Annotated in this window: 20 protein-coding genes and 3 pseudogenes; 15 read left to right on the top strand and 8 right to left on the bottom strand. The window is 72.5% G+C overall.

The window, feature by feature from the left end:
• Positions 1-51 precede the first annotated feature (51 nt).
• Positions 52-957, bottom strand: coding sequence for a class I SAM-dependent methyltransferase (locus ACWC94_RS12640; protein ID WP_450796514.1), 906 nt, complete (start codon positions 955-957; stop codon positions 52-54).
• Positions 958-1,253: 296 nt separating this feature from the next.
• Between ACWC94_RS12640 and rpsA the strand changes: the two genes are divergently transcribed.
• The 4 genes from rpsA to ACWC94_RS12620 all read left to right on the top strand — a co-directional run bounded on the left by rpsA (position 1,254) and on the right by ACWC94_RS12620 (position 5,092).
• Positions 1,254-2,744, top strand: coding sequence for a 30S ribosomal protein S1 (gene rpsA, locus ACWC94_RS12635; RefSeq protein ID WP_067042841.1), 1,491 nt, complete (start codon positions 1,254-1,256; stop codon positions 2,742-2,744).
• 200 nt (positions 2,745-2,944) lie between these two features.
• Complete coding sequence (locus ACWC94_RS12630) at positions 2,945-3,883, top strand: PAC2 family protein (RefSeq protein WP_450796513.1); 939 nt, start codon at positions 2,945-2,947, stop codon at positions 3,881-3,883.
• Between the two features lie 130 nt (positions 3,884-4,013).
• On the top strand, positions 4,014-4,661 hold the full coding sequence (gene coaE, locus ACWC94_RS12625) for a dephospho-CoA kinase (RefSeq protein WP_450796512.1): 648 nt from the start codon (positions 4,014-4,016) through the stop codon (positions 4,659-4,661).
• A 50-nt stretch (positions 4,662-4,711) separates the two neighbouring features.
• On the top strand, positions 4,712-5,092 hold the full coding sequence (locus ACWC94_RS12620; protein WP_450796511.1) for a tetratricopeptide repeat protein: 381 nt from the start codon (positions 4,712-4,714) through the stop codon (positions 5,090-5,092).
• A gap of 23 nt (positions 5,093-5,115) precedes the next feature.
• Here ACWC94_RS12620 and ACWC94_RS12615 read toward each other — a convergent pair whose 3' ends face one another.
• A complete protein-coding gene (locus ACWC94_RS12615; RefSeq protein WP_450796677.1) occupies positions 5,116-5,490 on the bottom strand; it encodes a DUF6343 family protein in 375 nt (124 codons plus the stop codon).
• A gap of 88 nt (positions 5,491-5,578) precedes the next feature.
• Here ACWC94_RS12615 and ACWC94_RS12610 point away from each other — a divergent pair, with 88 nt between their 5' ends.
• The 3 genes and pseudogenes from ACWC94_RS12610 to ACWC94_RS12600 all read left to right on the top strand — a co-directional run bounded on the left by ACWC94_RS12610 (position 5,579) and on the right by ACWC94_RS12600 (position 7,318).
• Entirely contained in the window at positions 5,579-6,490 is a 912-nt protein-coding gene (locus ACWC94_RS12610) for an acyltransferase domain-containing protein (RefSeq protein ID WP_450796510.1), read from the top strand.
• A 149-nt stretch (positions 6,491-6,639) separates the two neighbouring features.
• Positions 6,640-6,783, top strand: a pseudogene (locus tag ACWC94_RS12605) (SAM-dependent methyltransferase); the annotation flags it as partial.
• 103 nt (positions 6,784-6,886) lie between these two features.
• The gene (locus ACWC94_RS12600) at positions 6,887-7,318 is read left to right on the top strand and encodes a DoxX family protein (protein ID WP_450796509.1); all 432 of its coding nucleotides are present in this window, start codon (positions 6,887-6,889) and stop codon (positions 7,316-7,318) included.
• 367 nt (positions 7,319-7,685) lie between these two features.
• Here the strand turns inward: ACWC94_RS12600 and ACWC94_RS12595 are convergent, their stop codons facing one another.
• Complete coding sequence (locus ACWC94_RS12595; RefSeq protein ID WP_450796508.1) at positions 7,686-8,459, bottom strand: RNA-binding S4 domain-containing protein; 774 nt, start codon at positions 8,457-8,459, stop codon at positions 7,686-7,688.
• Between the two features lie 393 nt (positions 8,460-8,852).
• Here ACWC94_RS12595 and ACWC94_RS12590 point away from each other — a divergent pair, with 393 nt between their 5' ends.
• Positions 8,853-9,548, top strand: coding sequence for a uracil-DNA glycosylase (locus ACWC94_RS12590; protein ID WP_450796507.1), 696 nt, complete (start codon positions 8,853-8,855; stop codon positions 9,546-9,548).
• A 228-nt stretch (positions 9,549-9,776) separates the two neighbouring features.
• Here the strand turns inward: ACWC94_RS12590 and ACWC94_RS12585 are convergent, their stop codons facing one another.
• On the bottom strand, positions 9,777-10,232 hold the full coding sequence (locus tag ACWC94_RS12585; protein ID WP_450796676.1) for an N-acetyltransferase family protein: 456 nt from the start codon (positions 10,230-10,232) through the stop codon (positions 9,777-9,779).
• A 33-nt stretch (positions 10,233-10,265) separates the two neighbouring features.
• Positions 10,266-10,634, bottom strand: a pseudogene (locus ACWC94_RS12580) (RidA family protein); the annotation flags it as partial.
• Positions 10,635-10,962: 328 nt separating this feature from the next.
• On the opposite strand from ACWC94_RS12580, the gene ACWC94_RS12575 reads away from it, so the two are divergent.
• From ACWC94_RS12575 to ACWC94_RS12555, 5 genes are all read left to right on the top strand, one after another.
• Positions 10,963-12,831 (top strand): FUSC family protein, encoded by a 1,869-nt coding sequence (locus ACWC94_RS12575; RefSeq protein ID WP_450796506.1) that lies wholly within the window; start codon positions 10,963-10,965, stop codon positions 12,829-12,831.
• An 88-nt stretch (positions 12,832-12,919) separates the two neighbouring features.
• Entirely contained in the window at positions 12,920-13,906 is a 987-nt protein-coding gene (locus ACWC94_RS12570) for a hypothetical protein (protein WP_450796505.1), read from the top strand.
• Positions 13,907-14,075: 169 nt separating this feature from the next.
• The gene (locus ACWC94_RS12565) at positions 14,076-15,242 is read left to right on the top strand and encodes a cytochrome P450 family protein (RefSeq protein WP_450796504.1); all 1,167 of its coding nucleotides are present in this window, start codon (positions 14,076-14,078) and stop codon (positions 15,240-15,242) included.
• A gap of 146 nt (positions 15,243-15,388) precedes the next feature.
• A complete protein-coding gene (locus tag ACWC94_RS12560; protein ID WP_450796503.1) occupies positions 15,389-16,030 on the top strand; it encodes a DUF899 domain-containing protein in 642 nt (213 codons plus the stop codon).
• Between the two features lie 153 nt (positions 16,031-16,183).
• Positions 16,184-16,360, top strand: coding sequence for a hypothetical protein (locus tag ACWC94_RS12555; protein WP_360088459.1), 177 nt, complete (start codon positions 16,184-16,186; stop codon positions 16,358-16,360).
• Positions 16,361-16,366: 6 nt separating this feature from the next.
• Here ACWC94_RS12555 and ACWC94_RS12550 read toward each other — a convergent pair whose 3' ends face one another.
• From ACWC94_RS12550 to ACWC94_RS12540, 3 genes and pseudogenes are all read right to left on the bottom strand, one after another.
• Positions 16,367-18,325, bottom strand: a complete 1,959-nt coding sequence (locus ACWC94_RS12550; protein ID WP_450796502.1) for an ATP-binding cassette domain-containing protein — start codon at positions 18,323-18,325, stop codon at positions 16,367-16,369.
• A gap of 376 nt (positions 18,326-18,701) precedes the next feature.
• Positions 18,702-19,124 carry a hypothetical protein gene (locus ACWC94_RS12545; protein ID WP_450796675.1) on the bottom strand — a complete coding sequence of 141 codons (423 nt, stop codon included), beginning with the start codon at positions 19,122-19,124 and terminating at the stop codon, positions 18,702-18,704.
• 290 nt (positions 19,125-19,414) lie between these two features.
• Positions 19,415-20,029, bottom strand: a pseudogene (locus ACWC94_RS12540) (ATP-binding protein); the annotation flags it as partial.
• Positions 20,030-20,253: 224 nt separating this feature from the next.
• On the opposite strand from ACWC94_RS12540, the gene ACWC94_RS12535 reads away from it, so the two are divergent.
• Together ACWC94_RS12535 and ACWC94_RS12530 are read left to right on the top strand one after the other, a co-directional pair.
• A complete protein-coding gene (locus ACWC94_RS12535; protein WP_450796501.1) occupies positions 20,254-21,114 on the top strand; it encodes a helix-turn-helix domain-containing protein in 861 nt (286 codons plus the stop codon).
• Positions 21,115-21,369, top strand: coding sequence for a DUF397 domain-containing protein (locus ACWC94_RS12530; RefSeq protein ID WP_450796500.1), 255 nt, complete (start codon positions 21,115-21,117; stop codon positions 21,367-21,369).
• Positions 21,370-21,373: the final 4 nt, after the last annotated feature.

Here is a 21,373-nt window from a genome sequence, read left to right as displayed (position 1 = left end):
GGCGAGAACGACCTCCACGCGCGCGTGCCCCCGAGGGCCGGCGGGGACCGGTCAGTCCCGCTCGCACACGAAGACCGCGGTCCCCGGGAGCAGGTTGCCGCGCAGGGGCGACCAGCCGCCCCACTCCGAGGTGTTCCAGGACGGCCACTCCGGCTCCACCAGGTCCACCAGCCGGAAGCCGGCCGCCACGATGTCCCGGACCCGGTCGCCGAGGGTCCTGTGGTGCTCGACGTAGACCGCGCGGCCCTCCTCGTCCTGCTCCACGTACGGTGTGCGGTCGAAGTAGGAGGAGGACACGGACAGGCCCTCGGGTCCCGGCTCGTCGGGGAACGCCCAGCGGATCGGATGCGTCACCGAGAAGACGAACCGGCCGCCCGGCCGCAGCACCCGGCGCACCTCGCGCAGCACCAGCCCCGGGTCGGCCACGAACGGCAGCGCGCCGTACGCCGAGCAGGCCAGATCGAAGGAGCCGTCCGCGAAGGGCAGCGCGCCGGCGTCCGCGCAGACGAGGGGAAACGATCCACCGATGCGCAGGGCGTGCTGCAGCTGTCGGTGGGAGAGGTCCAGCGCCACCGGACGGGCGCCCTGGGCGGCCAGCCAGCGCGCGCACTGCGCCGCGCCCGCGCCGATCTCCAGGACCTCCTTGCCCTTCAGCTCCTCCGACGGGCCCAGCAGCTCGGCCTCGACCTCGTCCAGGCCCTCCGGACCCCACACGAAGCGGTCGTCACCGAGGAACGTGCCGTGCTCGGTCTGGTACTCGTCCGCGTTGCGGTCCCACCAGCCCCGGTTGGCCCGCGAGCTCTCAGCGACGCCGGCGTCACGCCGCGTGGCCTCCGGTTCTGCGGCCTCGGATCCCTGGGGTTCGTACGCTTCCGGCTCTTGGATGATCGGCTCCCTCGTCGTACTCTTCCGTCCAACCCGGAAGGGGTCCGTGACGGTGGCGGTCCCACAGGCCATGTGGCCTCAAAGGACGTTTCTTCTGCCGGTTATGCGGTGATCCGCCCCCGGTGTGCGCCTTCGCGCATTGACCATGTCCGGCTGCCCCCGTATGCTACAAGTTGCGCTGCGGGCCTGCGCACCTCAGACGTAGCAGGCTGCGCTCGCATCTGTTGTATGTCCCCTCGGTTGTCGAGGCGCCATCACCAGTCTCTGGTGGGGCGCTTCCTTGGCTGTCCGGCTTCTGCAGAGCGAAACGGGCTCCCGGCGTAAGCAGTACCTACGACTTCAATGTCCGTACCGGAGCCCTTTCCCACATGACGAGCAGCACCGAGACCACCGCCACCACCCCGCAGGTAGCGGTCAACGACATCGGTAACGAGGAAGCCTTCCTCGCAGCGATCGACGAGACGATCAAGTACTTCAACGACGGCGACATCGTCGACGGCGTCATCGTGAAGGTCGACCGGGACGAGGTCCTGCTCGACATCGGTTACAAGACCGAAGGTGTCATCCCGAGCCGCGAGCTCTCGATCAAGCACGACGTCGACCCGAACGAGGTCGTCGCCGTCGGCGACGAGATCGAGGCCCTGGTCCTCCAGAAGGAGGACAAGGAAGGCCGCCTGATCCTCTCGAAGAAGCGCGCCCAGTACGAGCGTGCCTGGGGCACCATCGAGAAGATCAAGGAAGAGGACGGCATCGTCACCGGTACCGTCATCGAGGTCGTCAAGGGTGGTCTCATCCTCGACATCGGCCTCCGTGGCTTCCTCCCGGCCTCCCTGGTCGAGATGCGCCGCGTCCGCGACCTCCAGCCGTACGTCGGCAAGGAGCTCGAGGCCAAGATCATCGAGCTGGACAAGAACCGCAACAACGTGGTCCTGTCCCGCCGTGCCTGGCTGGAGCAGACCCAGTCCGAGGTCCGCCAGACGTTCCTCACGACCCTCCAGAAGGGTCAGGTCCGCTCCGGTGTGGTCTCCTCGATCGTCAACTTCGGTGCCTTCGTGGACCTGGGTGGCGTCGACGGTCTGGTCCACGTCTCCGAGCTGTCCTGGAAGCACATCGACCACCCCTCCGAGGTCGTCGAGGTCGGCCAGGAGGTCACCGTCGAGGTCCTCGACGTCGACATGGACCGCGAGCGCGTCTCCCTGTCGCTGAAGGCGACCCAGGAAGACCCGTGGCAGCAGTTCGCCCGCACCCACCAGATCGGCCAGGTCGTGCCCGGTAAGGTCACGAAGCTGGTGCCGTTCGGTGCGTTCGTCCGCGTGGACGAGGGCATCGAGGGTCTGGTCCACATCTCCGAGCTGGCCGAGCGCCACGTGGAGATCCCGGAGCAGGTCGTCCAGGTCAACGACGAGATCTTCGTCAAGGTCATCGACATCGACCTCGAGCGCCGCCGCATCAGCCTCTCGCTGAAGCAGGCCAACGAGTCCTTCGGTGCCGACCCGGCCTCGGTCGAGTTCGACCCGACCCTGTACGGCATGGCCGCGTCCTACGACGACCAGGGCAACTACATCTACCCCGAGGGCTTCGACCCCGAGACCAACGACTGGCTCGAGGGCTACGAGAAGCAGCGCGAGGAGTGGGAGCGCCAGTACGCCGAGGCGCAGCAGCGCTTCGAGCAGCACCAGCAGCAGGTCATCAAGTCCCGCGAGGCCGACGCCGCTGCCGCGGCCGAGGGTGGCGAGGCTGCGGCTCCGGCCGCGACCGGCGGTTCGTACTCCTCCGAGGGTGCGGACACCTCCGGCGCGCTGGCCTCGGACGAGGCGCTGGCCGCACTGCGCGAGAAGCTGGCCGGCGGCCAGAGCTGAACGCTAGCCACTGGGCTTAGCCGATAGCTGGTCCTGAGGGGCCGTACCTTTCGAGGTGCGGTCCCTCAGGCGTTTTCGGGAGGACCAACTGACGGTGCGTCAAGGTGGTCGGAGCGACCACCCTGATCAGTGGCCGGTTGCGGGAATGCCCGCGTTCCAGGGCGTGTTGTCCAGGAGGAACACGAGGAGGAGCGGTCACAGTGCTTGATCCGCAGGGTTTGTACGCATGGGAGCCGAAGGGCCTCGCCGTTGTCGACATGGCACTCGCCCAGGAGTCGGCCGGCCTTGTCATGCTCTACCACTTCGACGGATACATCGACGCGGGTGAGACCGGCGACCAGATCGTCGACCGGCTGCTCGACTCACTGCCCCACCAGCTCGTCGCCCGCTTCGACCACGACCGGCTCGTGGACTACCGGGCCCGCCGGCCCCTGCTGACCTTCAAGCGCGACCGATGGACCGACTACGAGGTCCCGGCCATCGAGGTCCGCCTCGTCCAGGACACCACGGGCGCCCCCTTCCTGCTGCTGTCCGGGCCCGAGCCGGACGTGGAGTGGGAGCGGTTCGCGGGGGCCGTACGGCAGATCGTGGAGCGGCTCGGCGTACGCCTGTCCGTGAACTTCCACGGCATCCCCATGGGCGTCCCGCACACCCGGCCGGTGGATCTCACCCCGCACGGCAACCGCACCGACCTCGTCCCGGGCCACCGCAGCCCCTTCGAGGAGGCCCAGGTCCCCGGCAGCGCCGAGTCGCTGGTCGAGTACCGCCTGATGGAGGCCGGGCACGACGTCCTGGGCGTCGCCGCGCACGTCCCGCACTACATCGCCCGCTCCGCGTACCCGGACGCCGCCCTGACCGTCCTGGAGGCCATCACGGCCGCCACCGGCCTGGTACTGCCGGGAGTCGCGCACTCCCTGCGCACGGACGCGCACCGCACACAGACGGAGATCGACCGGCAGATCCAGGAGGGCGACGAGGAACTCACCGCGCTCGTCCAGGGCCTGGAGCACCAGTACGACGCCGCCGCGGGCGCCGAGACCCGGGGCAACATGCTCGCCGAGCCCGTGGACATCCCGTCGGCCGACGAGATCGGGCGCGAGTTCGAGCGGTTCCTGGCGGAGCGGGAAGGCGACAACTGATCCGCTAGGCTGCCGGGTGACCGCGCCCACTTCTCTCCGCGGACGCGGAGGCTTGGGTGGGCCTGACCGGCGGTGCCGGAGTCGGCATGTCGTCCCCGCGGATGGGGGTTCGTGAGGTGGAGGCGCAGCCATGCTGTCCGTGGGCCTGACCGGTGGGATCGGCGCCGGCAAGAGCGAGGTGTCACGGCTGCTCGTGGAGCACGGGGCCGTGCTGATCGACGCGGACCGCATCGCGCGCGAAGTCGTGGCGCCGGGGACCCCCGGCCTCGCCGCCGTGGCCGAGGCCTTCGGCGAGGACGTCCTCACCGCGGACGGCAGCCTGGACCGGCCCAAGCTCGGCTCGATCGTCTTCGCCGACCCCGAGAAGCTCGCCGTCCTCAACTCGATCGTGCACCCCCTGGTGGGCGCCCGCTCCCGTGAGCTGGAGGACGCCGCGGCCGATGACGCCGTAGTGGTTCACGACGTTCCCCTCCTCACCGAGAACGCGCTGGCGCCGCTCTACGACCTCGTGATCGTCGTGGACGCGAGCCCCGAGACCCAGCTCGACCGGCTGGTCCGGCTGCGCGGGATGACCGAGGAGGACGCACGCGCGCGTATGGCCGCGCAGGCGAGCCGCGAGCAGCGCCGGGAGATCGCGGACATCGTGATCGACAACGACGTACCCCTGGACGCGCTGCACCAGCGCGTCGCCGAGGTGTGGGAGGACCTCGCGCGGCGGGCGCGCAGGGCTTCCGCGGCACAGGGCTCGGAACCGGGCCCCGGGACAGCCCCGGAATAGCGGCCCCCTCCGCGGGCGTTGAAGTGCCGCAGTGAGGGAAGGACTCTGCCGTGCCCGAGACCAGCGGTCCCACCGGACGTACTCCGGAAACGCATGTCATCGACTTCCGTGCAGCCGAGCAACTGCTCAACTCGCGGGATCCGCGGGGCGCGGTGAAGCTGCTCGACGGCGTCATCGCCGCGCACCCGGAGAACACGGCGGCCCGCCTGCTCCGCGCGCGTGCGTTCTTCGCGGCGGCACAACTGCGGCCCGCCGAGCTGGAGTTCACGATCGTGCTGGAGCGCGAGCCGGACAACGCGTTCGCGCACTTCGCTCTGGCCCGCACGTATGAACGCCAGGGCCGGCCCGACCAGGCCACACGCCATTTCCGCCTCGCGGCCGCGCTGGACCCGAACCCGCAGTACCTGAAGGCGGCGCGCTTCGACGGCTGAGCGGCGCGTGCCGCGTCGGCCGATCACGGATGCCGGTGCCTGGGAGGTCCCTGGTACGGCCGCCTCGAGTACGGCGCTCCCGGGTACGGCGGTCCGTTCTCCGGCGGCGGATACGGCGGCACGTCGCGGCCCGGCTGGTAGTGCGGACCCTGACGGATGTGGCGCAGGACCATGATCATGTCCACGGTGACGACCAGCCACAGGACCCCGCAGGCCGCCGCCCATCCCGGGCGCCCGGCGAACGCGAACGCCGCCGTGCCGAAGACCGCCCAGGCCAGCCCCCACAGGCACAGCCAGAACCGCGCCCGCAGAGGACTGCGCGCGGTCACCGGTTCACTGCCCGTACGCACCGGTATCACACTCCTGCTTGCAACGTACTCTTCGGTGACGACGTTCATCAACGACGCGCGACCACGACGTGCGACCACGGAGTGCATCCACGGAGTGCAGCAAGGTGCCGTCCGTCGCTCGCCGAAGGGGGATCCATTGCTGCCCGACGCCGACGACCTGCCCGAGCTGCTCCTCGACCTGGCCGTGCCGCACGAGGACGTCAACGCACTGGTGGCCGGGCGGAGCCGGGTCACCGCTGACCCGGGCGCGCTGAGGCTCCTCGCGGAGTGCGTCGAGGAGCTGTTCCGCCACCCGGAGGCGACCGGCCACCCACCCGACCTCGCGGAGTTCCTGGGGGCGGTGCCGCCCGAGCTGAGCGCCACCTTCCCCGCGTACGTGTTCGTCGCCGCGGTCCCGCGCACACTCGCCCGGCACCGGGAACGCGGCATACCGTCCGAGGTCTCCCGGCGCACCCTGGCCGACCTGGGCCGGCACATGGCGGTGCACCGCAGACGGCACGGTACGACCGGCGTGCATGCGGGGCACTGGCTCGTCCGTCACTTCCGCGGTGAGCTGTACCAGCTGGGCCGGCTGCAGTTCGAGCGGGCACGGCTCGGTCAGCGTTCGGCACCGGTGATCGCGGCGGCCGGACTGGACGCGGTCCCCGGCACGCCCTGCCTGAACCTGCACATCCCCGACTTCCAGGGCCGGCTGACGCCGTCCGCCTGTGACCGCTCCCTGGACCGGGCCCGCGAGTTCTTCGCCGTGCACTTCCCCGAGGAGCGGCCGGTGGCCGCGCTGTGCCACTCCTGGCTGCTCGACCCGCAGTTGAAACGGTACCTGCCGGCCGACTCCCACATCGTCCGCTTCCAGAACCGGTTCCGCACCGCCCGTGAGGACACCGAGCCGTCCGACACCGAACCCGTCCAGTTCGTCTTCGGAGACCCCGACCTGCCGGTCGCGGAACTGCCGCGCCGCACGTCCGTGGAGCGGGCCGTGGGGGACCACCTCAGGGCGGGCGGCCACTGGTACGTGGGACACGGATGGTTCCCGTTCTCCGCCGGCTGACGCGGAATAGCTCGAACGAGTGAACCCTGGGGGGATGGGAACGGGTGTGCGGGGACGGGGCGTTGTCCAGGCATGACGGTCGGTCACGGCGGTGGACGAGTCCGCCGACATGCTGGAGCCGGGTCCGCGGGGCGCGCACGGTATGCAGCCCCCTCGAGGCCTGGACCCAGACGTTCCTCGCCCGCCCCCTGGCAAGGGAGCAGTTCGAGTCGGCGCTGGGAGAGGCGGGACTTGAGGTGGACGCGTACCTGACCCCGGACGGGACCTGGGTGAGAGCGGTGCGGAGGGCATAGCGGGCCGCGGCCGCACCGGGCGGCCGGAGGGCGATGAGTTTCCGGACCGTGCCGGGTCTACCCCGGTGAAAGCAACCGGCACCGCTTCTCCCAGGAGGCCCCCATGTCCGAGACCGCCGCTCCCGTCACCGCCACCGGCTCGCTCAGCGCCCGGAGGCGCGCGGCCCGGATCACGCTGCGATCCGTGCAGGTCCTGCTCGCGTTGTTCTACGGCATCGCGAGCGCGCTGCCCAAGCTCATCGCACACCCCTCGGCCGTCGAGTCCTTCGACAAGATCGGCTGGGGCAGTGGGGCCATGTACACCATCGGCGCGCTCGAACTCGCCGGGGCGGTCGCGCTGTTGATCCCTGTGCTGCAGTCCGTGGCGGCGGTCGCGCTCAGTGCGCTCATGGCGGGCGCGTTCATCGTCCAGCTCACGGTCTTCGACGGCCAGAACGCGGCGACCCCACTGATCCTGATGGTGCCGCTCGCCGTGATCGCCTGGGCCCGACGCGGGCACAACGGGGAGCTGCTCCGGTCGCTACGGCGACGGTGACGCGGGTGGGCCACGCCGCCGACGGGATCCCCACGGCCACACTGACCTGGTCGAACGCCGTCAGAAGCACACGGGTCCAGCCGAGACCAGGAGCGCCAGAAACACAGAGGCGGCGAGGCCTGCTGCGGCGGCGCGCCAACGCCGGCGACCGGGCGCGGGGGCCCAGCCGCCGGCACCGACGGCCGCGTGTCGGCTAACGCGCTGGGATCACGGTGGCCGAGGACGCCCACGGGTCCTGTCGGACCTGGGGCCGCCGCGCTCGCCGGATCAGGATCCGCCGTGTCCGCTGGTTCCGCCGGGCCGGGATCCACCGCGGGCGCGGAAATCCATCGGTCTCGTCAGACCTGGATCCATCGCGCTCGCTGGATCAGGATCCGCCGCGTCCGCTGGTTCCGCCGGGCCGGGATCCACCGCGCTCGCGGGAGCCACCGGTCTCACCGGACCGGGATCCGCCGTGCCTGCCGGTTCCGCCGGATCCGCCGCGCCCGCCGGGGGCGGCCCGCCTGCCCGATCCACCGGTTCCGCCGGACGCGGCGAAGCCGCTGGGGCTCGCGGCGCCGCCGAAGGTGCCGTAGCCGCCGGGGACGCCCGGGCCCGCGAGGCCGCGGAGGCGTTCCAGATCGCGGCGATCGCGTTTGGTGGGTCGGCCGGCGCCCCGGTCGCGGAAGCCGGCGGGCGCGACGGCCTCGCGAGGCGGGGGCGGAGGGGAGTTGTCGATGTAGCACTGGGCGGCGACCGGGGCACCGACCCGCTTGCGGATCAGGCGCTTGACGATCACGATCCGTTCCCGGCCCTCGTGCCGCAGCCGCACCTCGTCGCCGACGCGCACGGAGTAGGCGGGCTTCACCCGCTCGCCGTTCACATGGACGTGCCCGCCTCGGCAGGCGGTGGCGCCCAGGGAACGCGTCTTGATCAGACGCACGGCCCAGATCCAGCTGTCGATCCGAACCGTCTCGCCCGGGGCCGGCCCCGCGGCCGCGGCGGCGGCCACCGCGGCGGTGGTCTTCGGATCGACGTGCTGATCGGCATCGACAGGCTGATCAGCGGAGGCACCGGCGCCCTGGGCGTCCTGGGAGGAGCCGGTGCCGTCCGGCCCGCCGGTCCCACCGTTCACGTTCTCGTCCGCAACCTCGGAAGCCATGCCCCCGACCTTAGCTCCCCGGGCGGTGTGAGCCGGAGGCGATTTTCCGGGGGAGCGGGGTGGCCGCGTGGCGCAGAGCCCGACGTCGGCGTGGAACACATCGAGCGGATCGACGTGCTCGGCACGGCGGGTGATCCCCGGGGACGTCCCAGCACCGGATCCCGCGGCCCCCATTTCCCGCAACTCCCGGCCCAGCCGCGGACCCTCCGTAGACGCCCAGAACCCTCGTGGTTCGTGCTGACCCCGCCGATACGTCAGTGACGCGCGCCGCGGTCAGGGTGAGGTGTTCCTCCGCAGGTGAAGCGGTTGGCTTACCTGGCCCGCCCAGCCCGCGGCCCGCCCCGCCCGGCCCAGCCCGCAGCCCGGCCCGTCCGGCGGGCATACGGTGGCCGTATGGACGACAGCAGTGCCCTCGCCCGGCTCGACCGGCGTGTCGCGGACTGCGGGGCCTGCCCTCGGCTGGTCGAGTGGCGTGAAGAGGTGGCCCGTACCAAACGGGCCGCGTTCGCCGACTGGACGTACTGGGGGCGGCCGGTACCGGGCTTCGGTCCGGCCGACGCCCGGCTGGCGATCATCGGACTGGCCCCCGCCGCGCACGGCGGCAACCGCACCGGCCGGATGTTCACCGGCGACCGCTCCGGAGACGTGCTCTACCAGGCGCTGTACGACGTGGGGCTCGCCTCTCAGCCCACCTCGGTGAGCGCCGACGACGGGCTGGAACTGTACGGCGTCCGCGTCACCGCGCCCGTGCACTGCGCCCCGCCCGCGAACAAGCCCACCCCCGGCGAGCGCGACACCTGCCGCCCCTGGCTGGTGCAGGAGCTGAAGCTGCTGCGCCCGACGCTGAGGGCCGTGGTCGTCCTCGGTGCCTTCGGCTGGCAGGCCGCTCTGCCCGCGTTCACCGAGTCGGGCTGGACCGTGCCGCGCCCCCGTCCGGCCTTCGCGCACGGCACCAGGGTCGCCCTCGACGGCCTGGACCTCTTCGGCTGCTTCCATGTCAGCCAGCGCAACACCTTCACCGGCCGGCTCACCCCGGAGATGCTCCGTGAAGTGCTGCGTACGGCGGCGATGACGGCAGGATTGCCGTAGCCGGCGCGCACCGGCACCGGTCCTTGGCCGGCAGGCCAGGGTCCCGCCGACTCGGGGTCGCCGGAGGCGATCGTCCGCGGTGTCCGAGCCGCAGCAGGCCCGGGCACCACCGTGACCGGGCTGGCCCCCGCCTGGGCCTGACCACCGGCCGAGCGGGCAGCTACGGCAGGCTGCTGCCCAAGGAGAGGAGGCGGGGACGGCCGTAGCGGCGAGCCGGAACGCGGGGGTTCACGGCTGCCAGACGTACCGCACGTCCGGCTCCCGCTCCTCGTTCCCGCTGCCGTCGGTGAACTCGGCGGCGGTGAAACCGTGCCGCTCGTAGAAGCGGTGGGTGGGCTCGTTGACCTGGAAGGTCCACAGGGACAGCCCGCCCGGGCTGCGCTCCTTGGCCAGCGCGACGAACCGGTCGCCGATACCGCACCCCCGCCACTCGGGGTCCAGATACAACTGGGACAGCACGGCCCCCTCCAGCACCATCAGTCCGACGATCCCCGCGCCGTCGGCCTCCGCCACCCAGGTCTCCCGCAACGGGACGACGACATGCTCGAAGTACTCCCGCACCTCGTCGTCGGTGTGCGCGCGGACGACGGTGGGCAGGGCGGCGTCGAAGGACCGCAGATACACATCGGCGGCGGCCCGGCCGTCCTCCGCCACGGCCCGACGCAACACGACCTCGCCCGTCACCGGCACTCCTCCTCGCTCCGGCACCACAGCCGTGGCCGTGATCTCCACCAGCTGCCCGGTGTAACCGAGACAGGCGACACCGAGCAGGGTCGACGCATGCGGCCCCGCGCTGAGCCCGGAGGCCTCCACGACCTCCCACACCGCGGACAGCACCGCGGGCTCGCTGCTCACCACATACACGTCCGTGGCGACCACATGCGCCAAGTCGCTTCCCACGGCATCGAGTTGCTCCCGCAGGTTGGCGATCACCTGCTCGGCCTGCCGCACGGGGTCACCCGGGCCGACGACCTCCCCCTCCTCGTCGAGCGGCACGGCCCCGGCCAGAAAGGCCAGCCTCGTCCCGGCCTCGACGACGGAGGCGTGGGAATAGGTGGGCGGGGGGAAGAGGGCGGGGGCGGTCACGCGCTCGATCACGAAGGCTGCTCCTGGAGAAGGCGGACAACGTCCCGATGGTCGTTTCTCTCGACCCTGCCCGCATCTGGTTTTTCAGGCTGCGGCGGGTTGACCAGGTCCCCGAGCCCCCAGGCCCCGCGCTGCGCGAGCCGTTGCGACGCATCGCGGTGGGCCTCGCGGAATTGCGTTCATAAAGAAACCGGCCGTCCCGGCACCTTTCACGTGCGCGAAACGTGATCGCCCCGTTCGCTCGGCAAACGCCCTCTACGGTGGACACACCGTCACCCGGCCACCGTCGTCCGAAGGCGCCCCCCGCCCTCGTACGAACAGGAGTCCCGTGTCCCGGCTCGTCGCACCTCCCTGGCTCGCCCATGCCCTGCGCGCGCAGCGCGGTCCCGTGCCCTGGAGCGCGGTGACCCGGGGCGCGTTCGCCGCCGGGCCGCTGTTGTCCGCCGGTGTGGTCGCCGGACGGACGTCCGACGGTGTGCTGGCCGCGATCGGTGCGATGCTCGCCGGCATCAACGACCGGCCCGGCAGTCGCCGCGCCTCCGTCAAGCGGCTCGGGGTGCCCGCGCTGGCCGGCGCCCTCGGGCTGCTCGTGGGCACGTGTGCCGGGCAGGGGCTGGCCGCCGTACCGCTCGCTCTGGCGCTCACCGGGCTCGGGCTGGTCGCCGGCGGGGTCAGCGCGGTCGGGCCCGTGGCCTCCGCCGTCGGGACACAGCTGCTGGTCGGGGCCGCCCTGGGAGCAGGGATGCCGGGGGCCGAGAGCGGCCGGCTGCGCGCCCTCGCCTTCCTCGCCGGTGCCGGATGGCTGCTCGTCCTGCGGCTGGCCCTGCCCACACCCGGTGCCCTCGCCGGCGACTTCAGGTTCGACGGGGAGCGGGCGGCGGTCGCCGCGGTGTACGACGCCGTCGCCGCGCTCCTGGACGCCGTGGGCGGTGAGCAGGCCACCGCCCGGCGGGCCGCGCTCACCGCGGCCCTCGACCATGCCCAGGACGCCCTCGCCGGGCCCCGGCTGCGCCGGTACGCCTCTTCCGCCGCCGAGCGCCGGCTGCATGCGCAGTACGCTGCCGCGCTGCCCCTCGCCGAGGCCGCCACCGCGCTGTTCTGGGCGGGGGAGCCGGTCTCGGCGAGGGCCGCGGAGGGTCCCCGGCGGCTCGCCGCCGCCGTCCGCGGCAACACCGCCACCGGCCCGCTGCCCGCCCCCCACCGGTCCGCCCCCGCCCTGCGCGCCCTCGACGACGCCCTCCTGCGCGCCGCCGAGGCCTTCGACCGGGCGGAGGGCGCGGAGCAGCGGTTGCCCGCCCGGCGCCGGGGCGCCAAGGACGCCGTCCGCTCCGCCGTCCGCGCCGCGTCGGGTGCGGGCGGGCGCGAGTACGGGCTGCGGGTCGCCCTCTGCTTCGGGGCCGGCGCCGCCCTCGCCCAGGCGCTGCACCACACCAGCTGGTACGGCCGGCACCAGCACTGGTACTGGCTGCCCGCCACCGTCGTCTTCCTCGTCAAGCCCGACCTCGGGCCGCTCGCCTCCCGGGTGCTGTGCCGGGCGGCGGGAACCGTGCTCGGCGCCGTGGTGTTCGCCGGCTTCGCCGCGGTGCTGCCCCGGCCCGGCGGGCTCATCGCGCTCGTGGCCGTCAGCGGGGCCCTGATCCCCGTCGCCACACGGCACTTCGCCGCCCAGACCGCGGTCGTGACAGTACTCGTGCTCAGTCTGGTCATGGTCGGCGGTGAGCCGCAGGCCTCCGTCAGCCGGATCGGGGAGACGCTGCTCGCCTGCGTGATCGTCCTGGTCGTCGGGCATCTGCCGATGCCGGGGCAGCGGGGCGGGGGAGTGCGGGCCCGGCTGGCCGCCGCGGGGAACGCCGCGCACGCCTACCTCGCACACGTGCTGAGCCGGTCCCCTGACCGCGCCACCCGCTGGACCCTGCGACGCGAGGCCTACCGCACCCTCGCCGAAGCCCGGGCCGCCATCACCCTCGCCTCCGCCGAACTCCCCTCGCTCGCCCGGCACACGCAGGGCGCGGACGAGGTGGTCGCCACCCTCGAACGGCTCGTCGACACGACCACCGCCTGCGCCGTCCACCTCGACGACTCCGGCCGCCTCGCAGACCCGCACCGGGAGCAACTCACCGCCCTGCTGGCCGAGTTCGAGAAGGGACGCCGGGAGCGCACGGCGCTACGGCTGCCCGGCCTGCCGCTCGCCGGGTGAGGCCCGCGTGGGCTCGGACCGAGTCAACCCGCGGCGGCGTGTCCGCGTCCAAGAGAAAGGTCCATGTCCCCCGCACAAGGAGAGGTTCATGCCCCGACTCACCCGTCTCAGACTCGCGACCGGTGCCGCTGCGGCCGTCGTCGCCGCCGTCGTGCTCGCGGCGTCCCCCGCGGCCGCCGGTGAACCGACCGTGTCCCAGCCGCACATCGTCGCCCACTTCGACCTGGCGGCAGGGCAGACGCCGGAGAACATCACGGTCGAGCCCGACGGATCCGCCGATCTCACCTTCGCCTCCGCCCGGCAGATCGCCCACGTCACGCCGGACGGCCACACGACGATCACCGCCACCCTGCCCGACGAGCCGAACCCGAACACCCCCGTCCTCAAGGCCGCGACCGTCTTCGGTATCGCCCGCGCCCACGACGGCACGCTCTACGTCGACTACGCCACCGGCACGGCGAAGACCGGCATCTGGCGCATCGACCCCGACGGCGGCGCGCCCCGGCAGATAGCCCAGCTCCCGGCGACCGCCCTGCCCAACGGTCTCGCGCTCGACGAGCGGCACGGAGTGCTCTACGCCGCCGACTCGGCTCAGGGAATCGTGTGGCGGGTTCCGCGGACAGGGGGCACACCGACCGTGTGGGCCCAGGACACCGCCCTCACGCCGGTGCCCGTCACCGGCGCCGGTTTCGGCGCCAACGGCGTCAAGGTCCACGGCGGTGCCGTATGGGTGTCCAACAGCGACCGGGGGACGCTGCTGCGCATTCCCGTACGGCCGAACGGCTGCGCGGGGCCGGTGGAGACCCGGGCCACCGGGCTCGACCACATCGACGACTTCACGTTCGCCGCGCCGTACGGTGACACCGTCCTCGCCGCCCTGATCGGCGACAACGAGGTCGTCGAGGTGCATCCGGACGGCACCCGCACCGCCGCCCTCACGCAGGCGGACGGACTGTCCAACCCGACCTCCCTCGCTGTACACGACGGGACGGTCTACGTCGACAGCGCCGCGTACTTCACCCAGCAGGACCCGAATCTCCTGCTGGCCCGCCTGAACCAGGGACTCGGACACTGACGGACCGGGGGGCGGGGCGACCCGTGCCCGGGCCGGATCCCGCCCCGCCTCCCCTCCCCTCCCCTCCCGCCCGGGGAGTCTCCTCCCTCCCGTCGGCCAACTCACCGACCGCACAACGCAGTCGGGAAGGTGATCCGGCAGGTCGTCCCGGCACCTTAGGCTGAAGCCCATGGATCCCGCCGACGGCCTCCTCGACCACCCCTACGACGTCTACCGGCGCCTGCGCGAGACCGCGCCCGTGCACCGCATCACCGGACCGGACGGCACCGCCGCGTGGCTCGTCACCCGGTACGAGGACGTCCGGGCCGCGCTCGCCGACCCCCGGCTCTCGCTGGACAAGCGGCGGGCCACGGCCGGCGCCTACAAGGGGCTCTCCCTGCCACCCGCCCTCGACGCCAACCTCCTGAACATGGACCCGCCCGACCACACCCGCATCCGGCGCCTGGTCGGCCGCGCCTTCACCCCGCGCCGCGTGCAGCAGCTCCGCGACCCGATCCGCCGTACCGCCGACCGGCTTCTCGACGCGCTCGGCCCGCACGGCAGCACCGACCTGGTCGCCTCCTACGCCGCACCGCTGCCCATCACCGTCATCTGCGACCTGCTCGGCATCCCGGAGGGGGACCGGCTGGACTTCCGGCAGTGGACCGACAGCCTCGCGGCGCCCGACCCGGCCCGCCCCCACGCCACCAAGGAGGCGATGGCGGCCATGCTGGACTTCCTCACCCGGCTCCTCGAGGCCAAACGCCGGGCGCCCGCCGACGATCTGCTCTCCGACCTGATCGCCGTACGCGACGGGGGCGACCGGCTCGGCGAGGACGAGCTGATGTCCCTGGCCTTCCTCATCCTCTTCGCCGGATACGAGAACACGGTCCAGCTCATCGGCAACGCCGTGCTCGCCCTGCTGCAGCACCCGGACCAGCTCGCCGCCCTGCGCAAGGACCCGCAGCGACTCCCCGCCGCCGTCGAGGAGTTCGCCCGCTACGAGGGGCCCATGCTGTTCGCCATACGCCGGTTCCCCACGGAGGACGTCACGATCGCCGGGGTCACCATTCCGGCGGGCGAGACGGTCTGGGCGTCCCTGTCCGCCGCCGACCGCGACCCCGCCCGCTTCCCCGACCCCGACCGCCTCGACCTCTCCCGCGACGCCGCCGGGCATCTCGCCCTCGGGCACGGCATCCACTACTGCCTCGGCGCGCCGCTGGCCCGCGCGGAGACGGAGATCGCCCTGGCGGCCCTCCTGGAACGCCTCCCCGAACTCGCCCTCGCCGAGGGAGAGGTGACGTGGCGGCAGTCGATGCGCGCCCGGGGGCTGCGGGCCCTTCCCGTGACGTACTGAACGGACCGACGGGCCCGGCTGAAGCCGGGTGGCGGCCCCTGCGCCGGGTGTGCCGGAAAAGGCGGCGCGAGAAGGTCCGCGCCGGGCGATGAGTTCCGCTTCCCGCGGCGGTCACCACCCCGAACCGACCGTCGGCAGGAGGACCCATGTCGCTTCCGGAGATCGTCTCGCGTGAGCAGTGGCGCGCGGCGCGCGAGGAGTTGCTGCACAAGGAGGAGGCGGTCAGACGGGCACGCGAAGTCCTGGGCACGGAGCGGCGGCGGCTGCCCATGGTCGAGGTCGACACGGAGTACGTCTTCGAGGGCGGCGACGGCAAGGCCACCCTCCTGGACCTCTTCGAGGACCGGGCCCAGCTCGTCGTCCACCACTTCAGGTTCGCGCCGGAGTGGGAGAGCGGCTGCCCGTGCTGCTCGGCTTTCCTGGACCAGGTCGGCCACCTCGCCCACCTGCGCGCCCGGAACACCGCGTTCGCGGCCGTCTCCCGGGCGCCCTTCACCCGGATCCTGCCGTTCAAGGCGCGGATGGGCTGGGCGGTGCCCTGGTACTCCTCCGGCGGTGACTTCAACCTCGACTTCGAGGCCACGGTGACGTCGGACCGGGGCCTGACCGAGCGCCCGGGCATCAGCTGCTTCCTGCGCGACCACGACCGGGTCTTCCACACCTACTCGGTGTACGACGACGGGCTGGACGGACTCGGCACCCTCGCCGGTCTGCTCGACCTGACCGCGCTCGGCCGCAGCCCCGCCGGCAGCGACCCGCTCCGCCTTCACGACGAGTACGACTCCTGACACGGACAGTGCGTTTCCTGTCACGAAGTGAACGTGTTCTCACGCTCCGCGCCGGATGGGTGTAGGTAATGTCTCAGTCCCGTCACCGAGCGAGGCGTTTTCCGTCTCCAGGGCGTTAACTCGCATAAGCACGATGCTTTCTGGAGGTGCGAGATGGTGAACGGGCGAACCGTGCTCGAACGCTTTCCCGCCGGTGGTCCGCGGGGCTCCTGGCCCGCGGAGGAGTTCGCGCACGCCCGGCGTCAGGAAGGCCTGCCGGCGGAAGTCGTCATGGACCTCGCGACGGACACGTTCCTGGTGATCGTACGGGGCGGTGACCACACGGAGTGAGGTCGCTCAGGCCGGCTTCGGTGCCGGGACCTCCGCGGTGAACTGCTGCGCCTGCAGCGCGTACAGCTCGGCGTAGACACCGCCCCCGGCCAGCAACTCCTGCGGGGTCCCGGACTCCACCAGCCGCCCGTGCTCCAGCACATGCACCAGGTCGGCGTGCCGGACCGAGGCCAGCCGGTGGGTGATCAGTACGACCGTCTGGCCACTGCCGGCCAGCGCCCGGATCTTCTCGAACACCTCCAGCTCGGCCCGCGCGTCCAGCGCGGCCGTCGGCTCGTCCACGATCAGCACCCGCCCGCGCCGGTACGCCGCCCGGGCGATGCCGAGTCGCTGCCACTGGCCGCCGGACAGCTCGTGCCCGCCGCTGAAGTCGCGGGCCAGAAGGGTGTCCAGGCCGCGCGGCAGATCCGCGACCACCTCCCCGGCCCCGGCCTCGGCCACGGCCACGGCCAGCCGTTCCTCGGTCATGGGCGCGCCGGAGCGGCCGACGGCCACGTTCACCCGGGCGGTGAAGGGCCAGCGCTTGAAGTCCTGCGCCACCATCGCGATGCGTTCGGCGAGCAGCCGCCGGTCGGCCCCCGCCGCGTCGACGCCGTCCCACAGAACGCGGCCCCGGTCCGGCGTGTACAGCCCCGCCAGCAGCTTGACCAGCGTCGTCTTCCCCGAGCCGTTCTCGCCGACGAGCGCGATGATCCGGCCGAGCGGCAGCGTGAGGGTGACGTCGTCCAGGGCGGGGCGGGCCGGGGCATCCGGACTCGCGTCACTCGGATAGCTGAAGGTGACGTGCTCGAACCGGATCTCCTTCGGGTCCTCCGGGAGGGCCTCGCCGCCCGCCGGGATGGCCCGCTCGGCCGCCTCCACGTACAGCCGTTGCAGATCGCCCACGAACAGGGCCTCCTCGTGCAGCTGGTTGATCTCCAGCACCAGTGTGTCCAGGCTCGCGGCACCGGTGCGGATCGCGATCACCGCCGTACCGGCGACCGACAGGGCCATCGCGCCGGCCAGCAGCAGGGCGCCCAGTGTGGCGTAGGTGGCGAGTGTGGCGAGGCCCGTCCAGGCCGCCGCGATCAGACCGGTCCGGGCGGCGAGCCGGGACAGCCGGGCCTGCTCCGCCTCCGCCGTCTGGGACATGGACCGGAAATGGCGCAGCAGGAACGGGCCGACCCCGTGCACCCGGATCTCCGGGGCCGCGGCCTGCTCGGTGAGCAGATGGCTGATCAGCCGGCCGGCGCGGGCGTGCTGCACCCAGACGTGGAAGGACTCGTAGCGGCGCCGCGCGTTGGTCAGCGCGCTCCAGGCGCTGGGCAGGGTCATGGTGACCAGCAGCGGCAGCAGGACCGGGTGCAGCACCGCCAGCACGCCCGCGGCGGCCGCCAGCGAGATCAGCGCGCCGATCACCCGGGTGCCGTAGGAGATCATGCGGCGCGCGGATTCGGCGCCGTACCGGGCGGTGTCCAGCAGCTTGTGGAAGGCGTGGTCCTCGATCGCGGCCAGCTCCACGTTCGCCGCCCGCTCCAGATACAGCTCGGTCGCCACCCGCTCCACCTTGGGCTCCAGCCGCCCGGTGGCGTAGGTGGAGGCCGCCCGCAGCAGCACGGTCACGAGAGCCACGGCGGCCATGGCGACCAGGGCGGGGGCGGCCGAGCGCAGCCGCTGCTGGATGTCCGGGCCAGTCAGCAGACTGCCGAGCGCGCTGTTCACGGCCAGCAGGCTCACCGCCTGGGCGGCACCCCGGACCACCTCGGCGGCCAGGACGATCCACGAGGCACGGGCGTCGGCCTGCCGGGCCAGCCGGAGACTGGACGCCAGCATGCCGGGGAGCCGGACCACCATCGCGCGCAGGCTCAGCTCCAGGAAGGCGTCCTCGTGCTCGTTCCAGCCCACGTCGTAGCGCAGCGGCCCGCCGAACAACAGCTGCTCCGACCCCGACACCGCGGGTTCGGGCGCCCCCCGCCGCTTCCTCACCGTGACCTCCCGGACCGTGACGGAAGGGCCACTATCCCCGCACGGGCCGGCGTCGGGGAGGGCGCGTGGGGGAGTGCGGGGGGAGTGGTGGGAGCGTGCGGTGGGAGGTGGAGGTGCAGGTGGAGCGGGGCGGCCGGGACGGAGGCCGGCCCCGTCAGCCGACCGGTGGGCGGCCGGCCCAAGGGGCGCGAGGACCGCGCGAGCAGCCGCGGACAAGCCGCAGCCGCTCCGCAGCGGAAGCCGGTACCTGAGTGGGCGCCCGGGCCTCCGCACCTCGGTGGGCGCCTCGGCACCCGGCGCCTGGGCTTCCTTACCTCGGTGGGCGCCTGGGCACCCGGCGCCTTGGGTGGGCGCCTCGGCCAAGGCCGGCGCAGGGCTACGCCGAGACGGCCCGGGACCAGTCCGGGGCCGTCCCCGTCACCCGGCACAGGGACAGGTACAGGGGGATCGGCGGGGTGTACGGAACCGTTCCCTCCGGCCGGTGGATGAGCCGGGCGGTGCCGGTGACCAGGGCACCGGGGGCGTAGTGGGCCGGGGACGGCCAGGGCAGGGCGTAGTCGGAGTCCGACGGAACGATCCACCACCAGCGGACGCCGTCGGCGTACACACAGCCCAGCCGTGGCAGCCGGGGTACGACCAGCGGACCGAGACGGTCGGGCACGGCCACGGCGTCGCAGCCGAGTGGTGCGCTCATGTCGTCCGGCACCGTGAGCCGCCGCGGCGCGTCCGGCGCGGACCGGTGACGCCGCAACCGCACCAGGGTGTCGAGACCGAGGCTCGTGGGGGTGCGCGGGGCGATGCCGGCGGGGCTGTTCCGTGCCGAGCCGGTGCCGTCCACGCGGTCGGCGTCGTAGCCGCCGGTCACGGGCGGTCCCCGCCGCGGTGCTGCTCAGGGGCGCGGTGCAGAGGCTGGTGCGGGGGTCGGTCAAGGGTCCGGTGCCGGTGGGGCTCCGGGGCACCGTGGCGGTGCTGCTCCAGGGCCTCGTGGTGGTGTTGGCCCGTGGCCGCGTGGCGGTGGTGTTGCCCCGGTACCTCGTGGCGGGGCTGATGCTCCGGTGTCCGTTGCGGGGGCTGCTCCGAAGAGCGGTACCGGCCCTCCGGGGGCTCGTCCTCGTCGGAGTCGTCGGGGCGTCCGGGCTTGGGGCGGGCGCCCCAGCCGAGGTCGTCGCGCGGCTCGGCGCTGTCATCAGCCGCGTCGGTCCGCCGGGCCAGCTCGGCCCAGACCAGCAGTCCGGGCCCGTGTTCCTGGGCGCCCCACGCCCGGCACAGCGCGTCGACGAGAAGCAATCCCCTCCCGTGCTCCTCGTCGGGCCGCTGCGGGGACGGGTGGGGTTCTCCGGGGGCACAGCCCTCGTCGCGCACGGCTATGCGCACGGTGTCGTCGTGGTCCTGCAGCTCGCACACGACGTGACTGCTCGCGGTGTGCACGATCGCGTTCGTGACCAGCTCCGACACGACCAGGGCCGCGTTGTCGCAGGTGTCCTCGCACACCGACCAGCCGGTCAGCCGGGCATGCGCCAGACGCCTCGCCTGGGCGACGGAACCCGGATGGGCGGCCAGCTCGAAGCGAAACCGGCGCTCGGCCGTGCCCCGTTGGGGGACTGCCGTGGCGGCACCGAGACCGGGACGGTCTGCGGCGTCTGTTCCTAAGGGCGCGGACGGAATCACGCTTGCCACTATCTCCCCGCCGTGAACACTTGGCAAGTGTCACTCTGAAAATTGCAGAGTGCCGTGTGACGCGGCCGGAGGCCGTGGCACACTGCTCGCAACAGCACGTCGCGCGGCGCCAATTGGGGTCATCGGAGATCCGACCGGTCTTCGAATGCACCTTCGAATGGCGCCGCAGGGCTGTCGGGAAACATTTCGGTGGAGCTGTCGGTGGAACGGTCGACGTAGCTTTCGGTGGAGCTTTTGATGGAGGTGGGAGCGTGAGCGAACCGCGGTCCGCCCCGACGGTGGGTCAGGTGGTCCTCGGCCGGCGCCTGCTGGACCTGCGGGAACGCGCCGGACTGAAACGCGAGGACGCCGCCCGCGTGCTGCGCGTCGCACCCGCCACCGTCCGCCGCATGGAGATGGCCGAGGTCGCCCTCAAGATCCCGTACCTGCAACTTCTGCTCAAGGCCTACGGCGTACCCGACGACGAGGCCGAACTCTTCGTCCAGGTGGCCGAGGAGGCCAACAGACCCGGCTGGTGGCAGCGCTTCCACGACATCCTGCCCGGCTGGTTCTCGATGCACGTCAGCCTGGAGGGCGCGGCGAGCCTCATCCGCTCCTACGAGCCGCACTTCGTCCCCGGCCTGCTGCAGACCGAGGACTATGCGCGCGCCGTACTCAAGTCCGGTGCCGTCGGCCAGACGAGCCCGGACGACATCGAGCGGCACGTCGCCCTGCGCATGCGGCGCCAGCAACTGCTCACCCGTACCGACGCCCCGCGCTTGTGGGCGGTGATGGACGAGACCGCCCTGCGCCGTCCGGTCGGCGGTCCGGAGGTGATGCGTACGCAGATCGACAAGTTGCTCGAGGCCACGAAGCTGCCCCATGTGACGCTCCAGGTCGTCCCGTTCGCGAGCGGACCGCACCCGGGGACGTACGGGCCCTTCGTGCTGTTCCGATTCGCCGTGCCGGAGCTGCCGGACATGGTCTACAGCGAGTACCTGACCGGCGCCGTCTACCTGGACGGGCGCGCCGAGGTGGCGACCCACCTCGAGGTCATGGACCGCATGGCGGCGCAGGCCGCTACGGCACAACGCACGAAGGAGATCCTCCGGGATCTCCGCAAGGAGCTGTGAATGGATCACATAGAGCCGCGCGGACACGTCTACAACGGCATGCCCGCGCGGGAGCTGGGCAGCGAGGGCTGGCACAAGCCCTGGAGCGGCGGCAACGGCGGGAACTGCCTGGAGGCGATGAAGCTGGCCGACGGCCGGATCGCCGTACGCCAGTCCACCGACCCCGACGGCCCGGCGCTGATCTACACCGCGGACGAGATGACCGCGTTCATCGAAGGCGCCAAGGCGGGAGAGGCCGACTTCCTGCTGTCCTGATCCG

It is taken from the genome of Streptomyces sp. NPDC001135 (assembly GCF_053598395.1).
The sequence above is the reverse complement of the archived record's forward strand: the minus strand, read 5'-3'. Positions and strand labels throughout refer to the sequence as shown.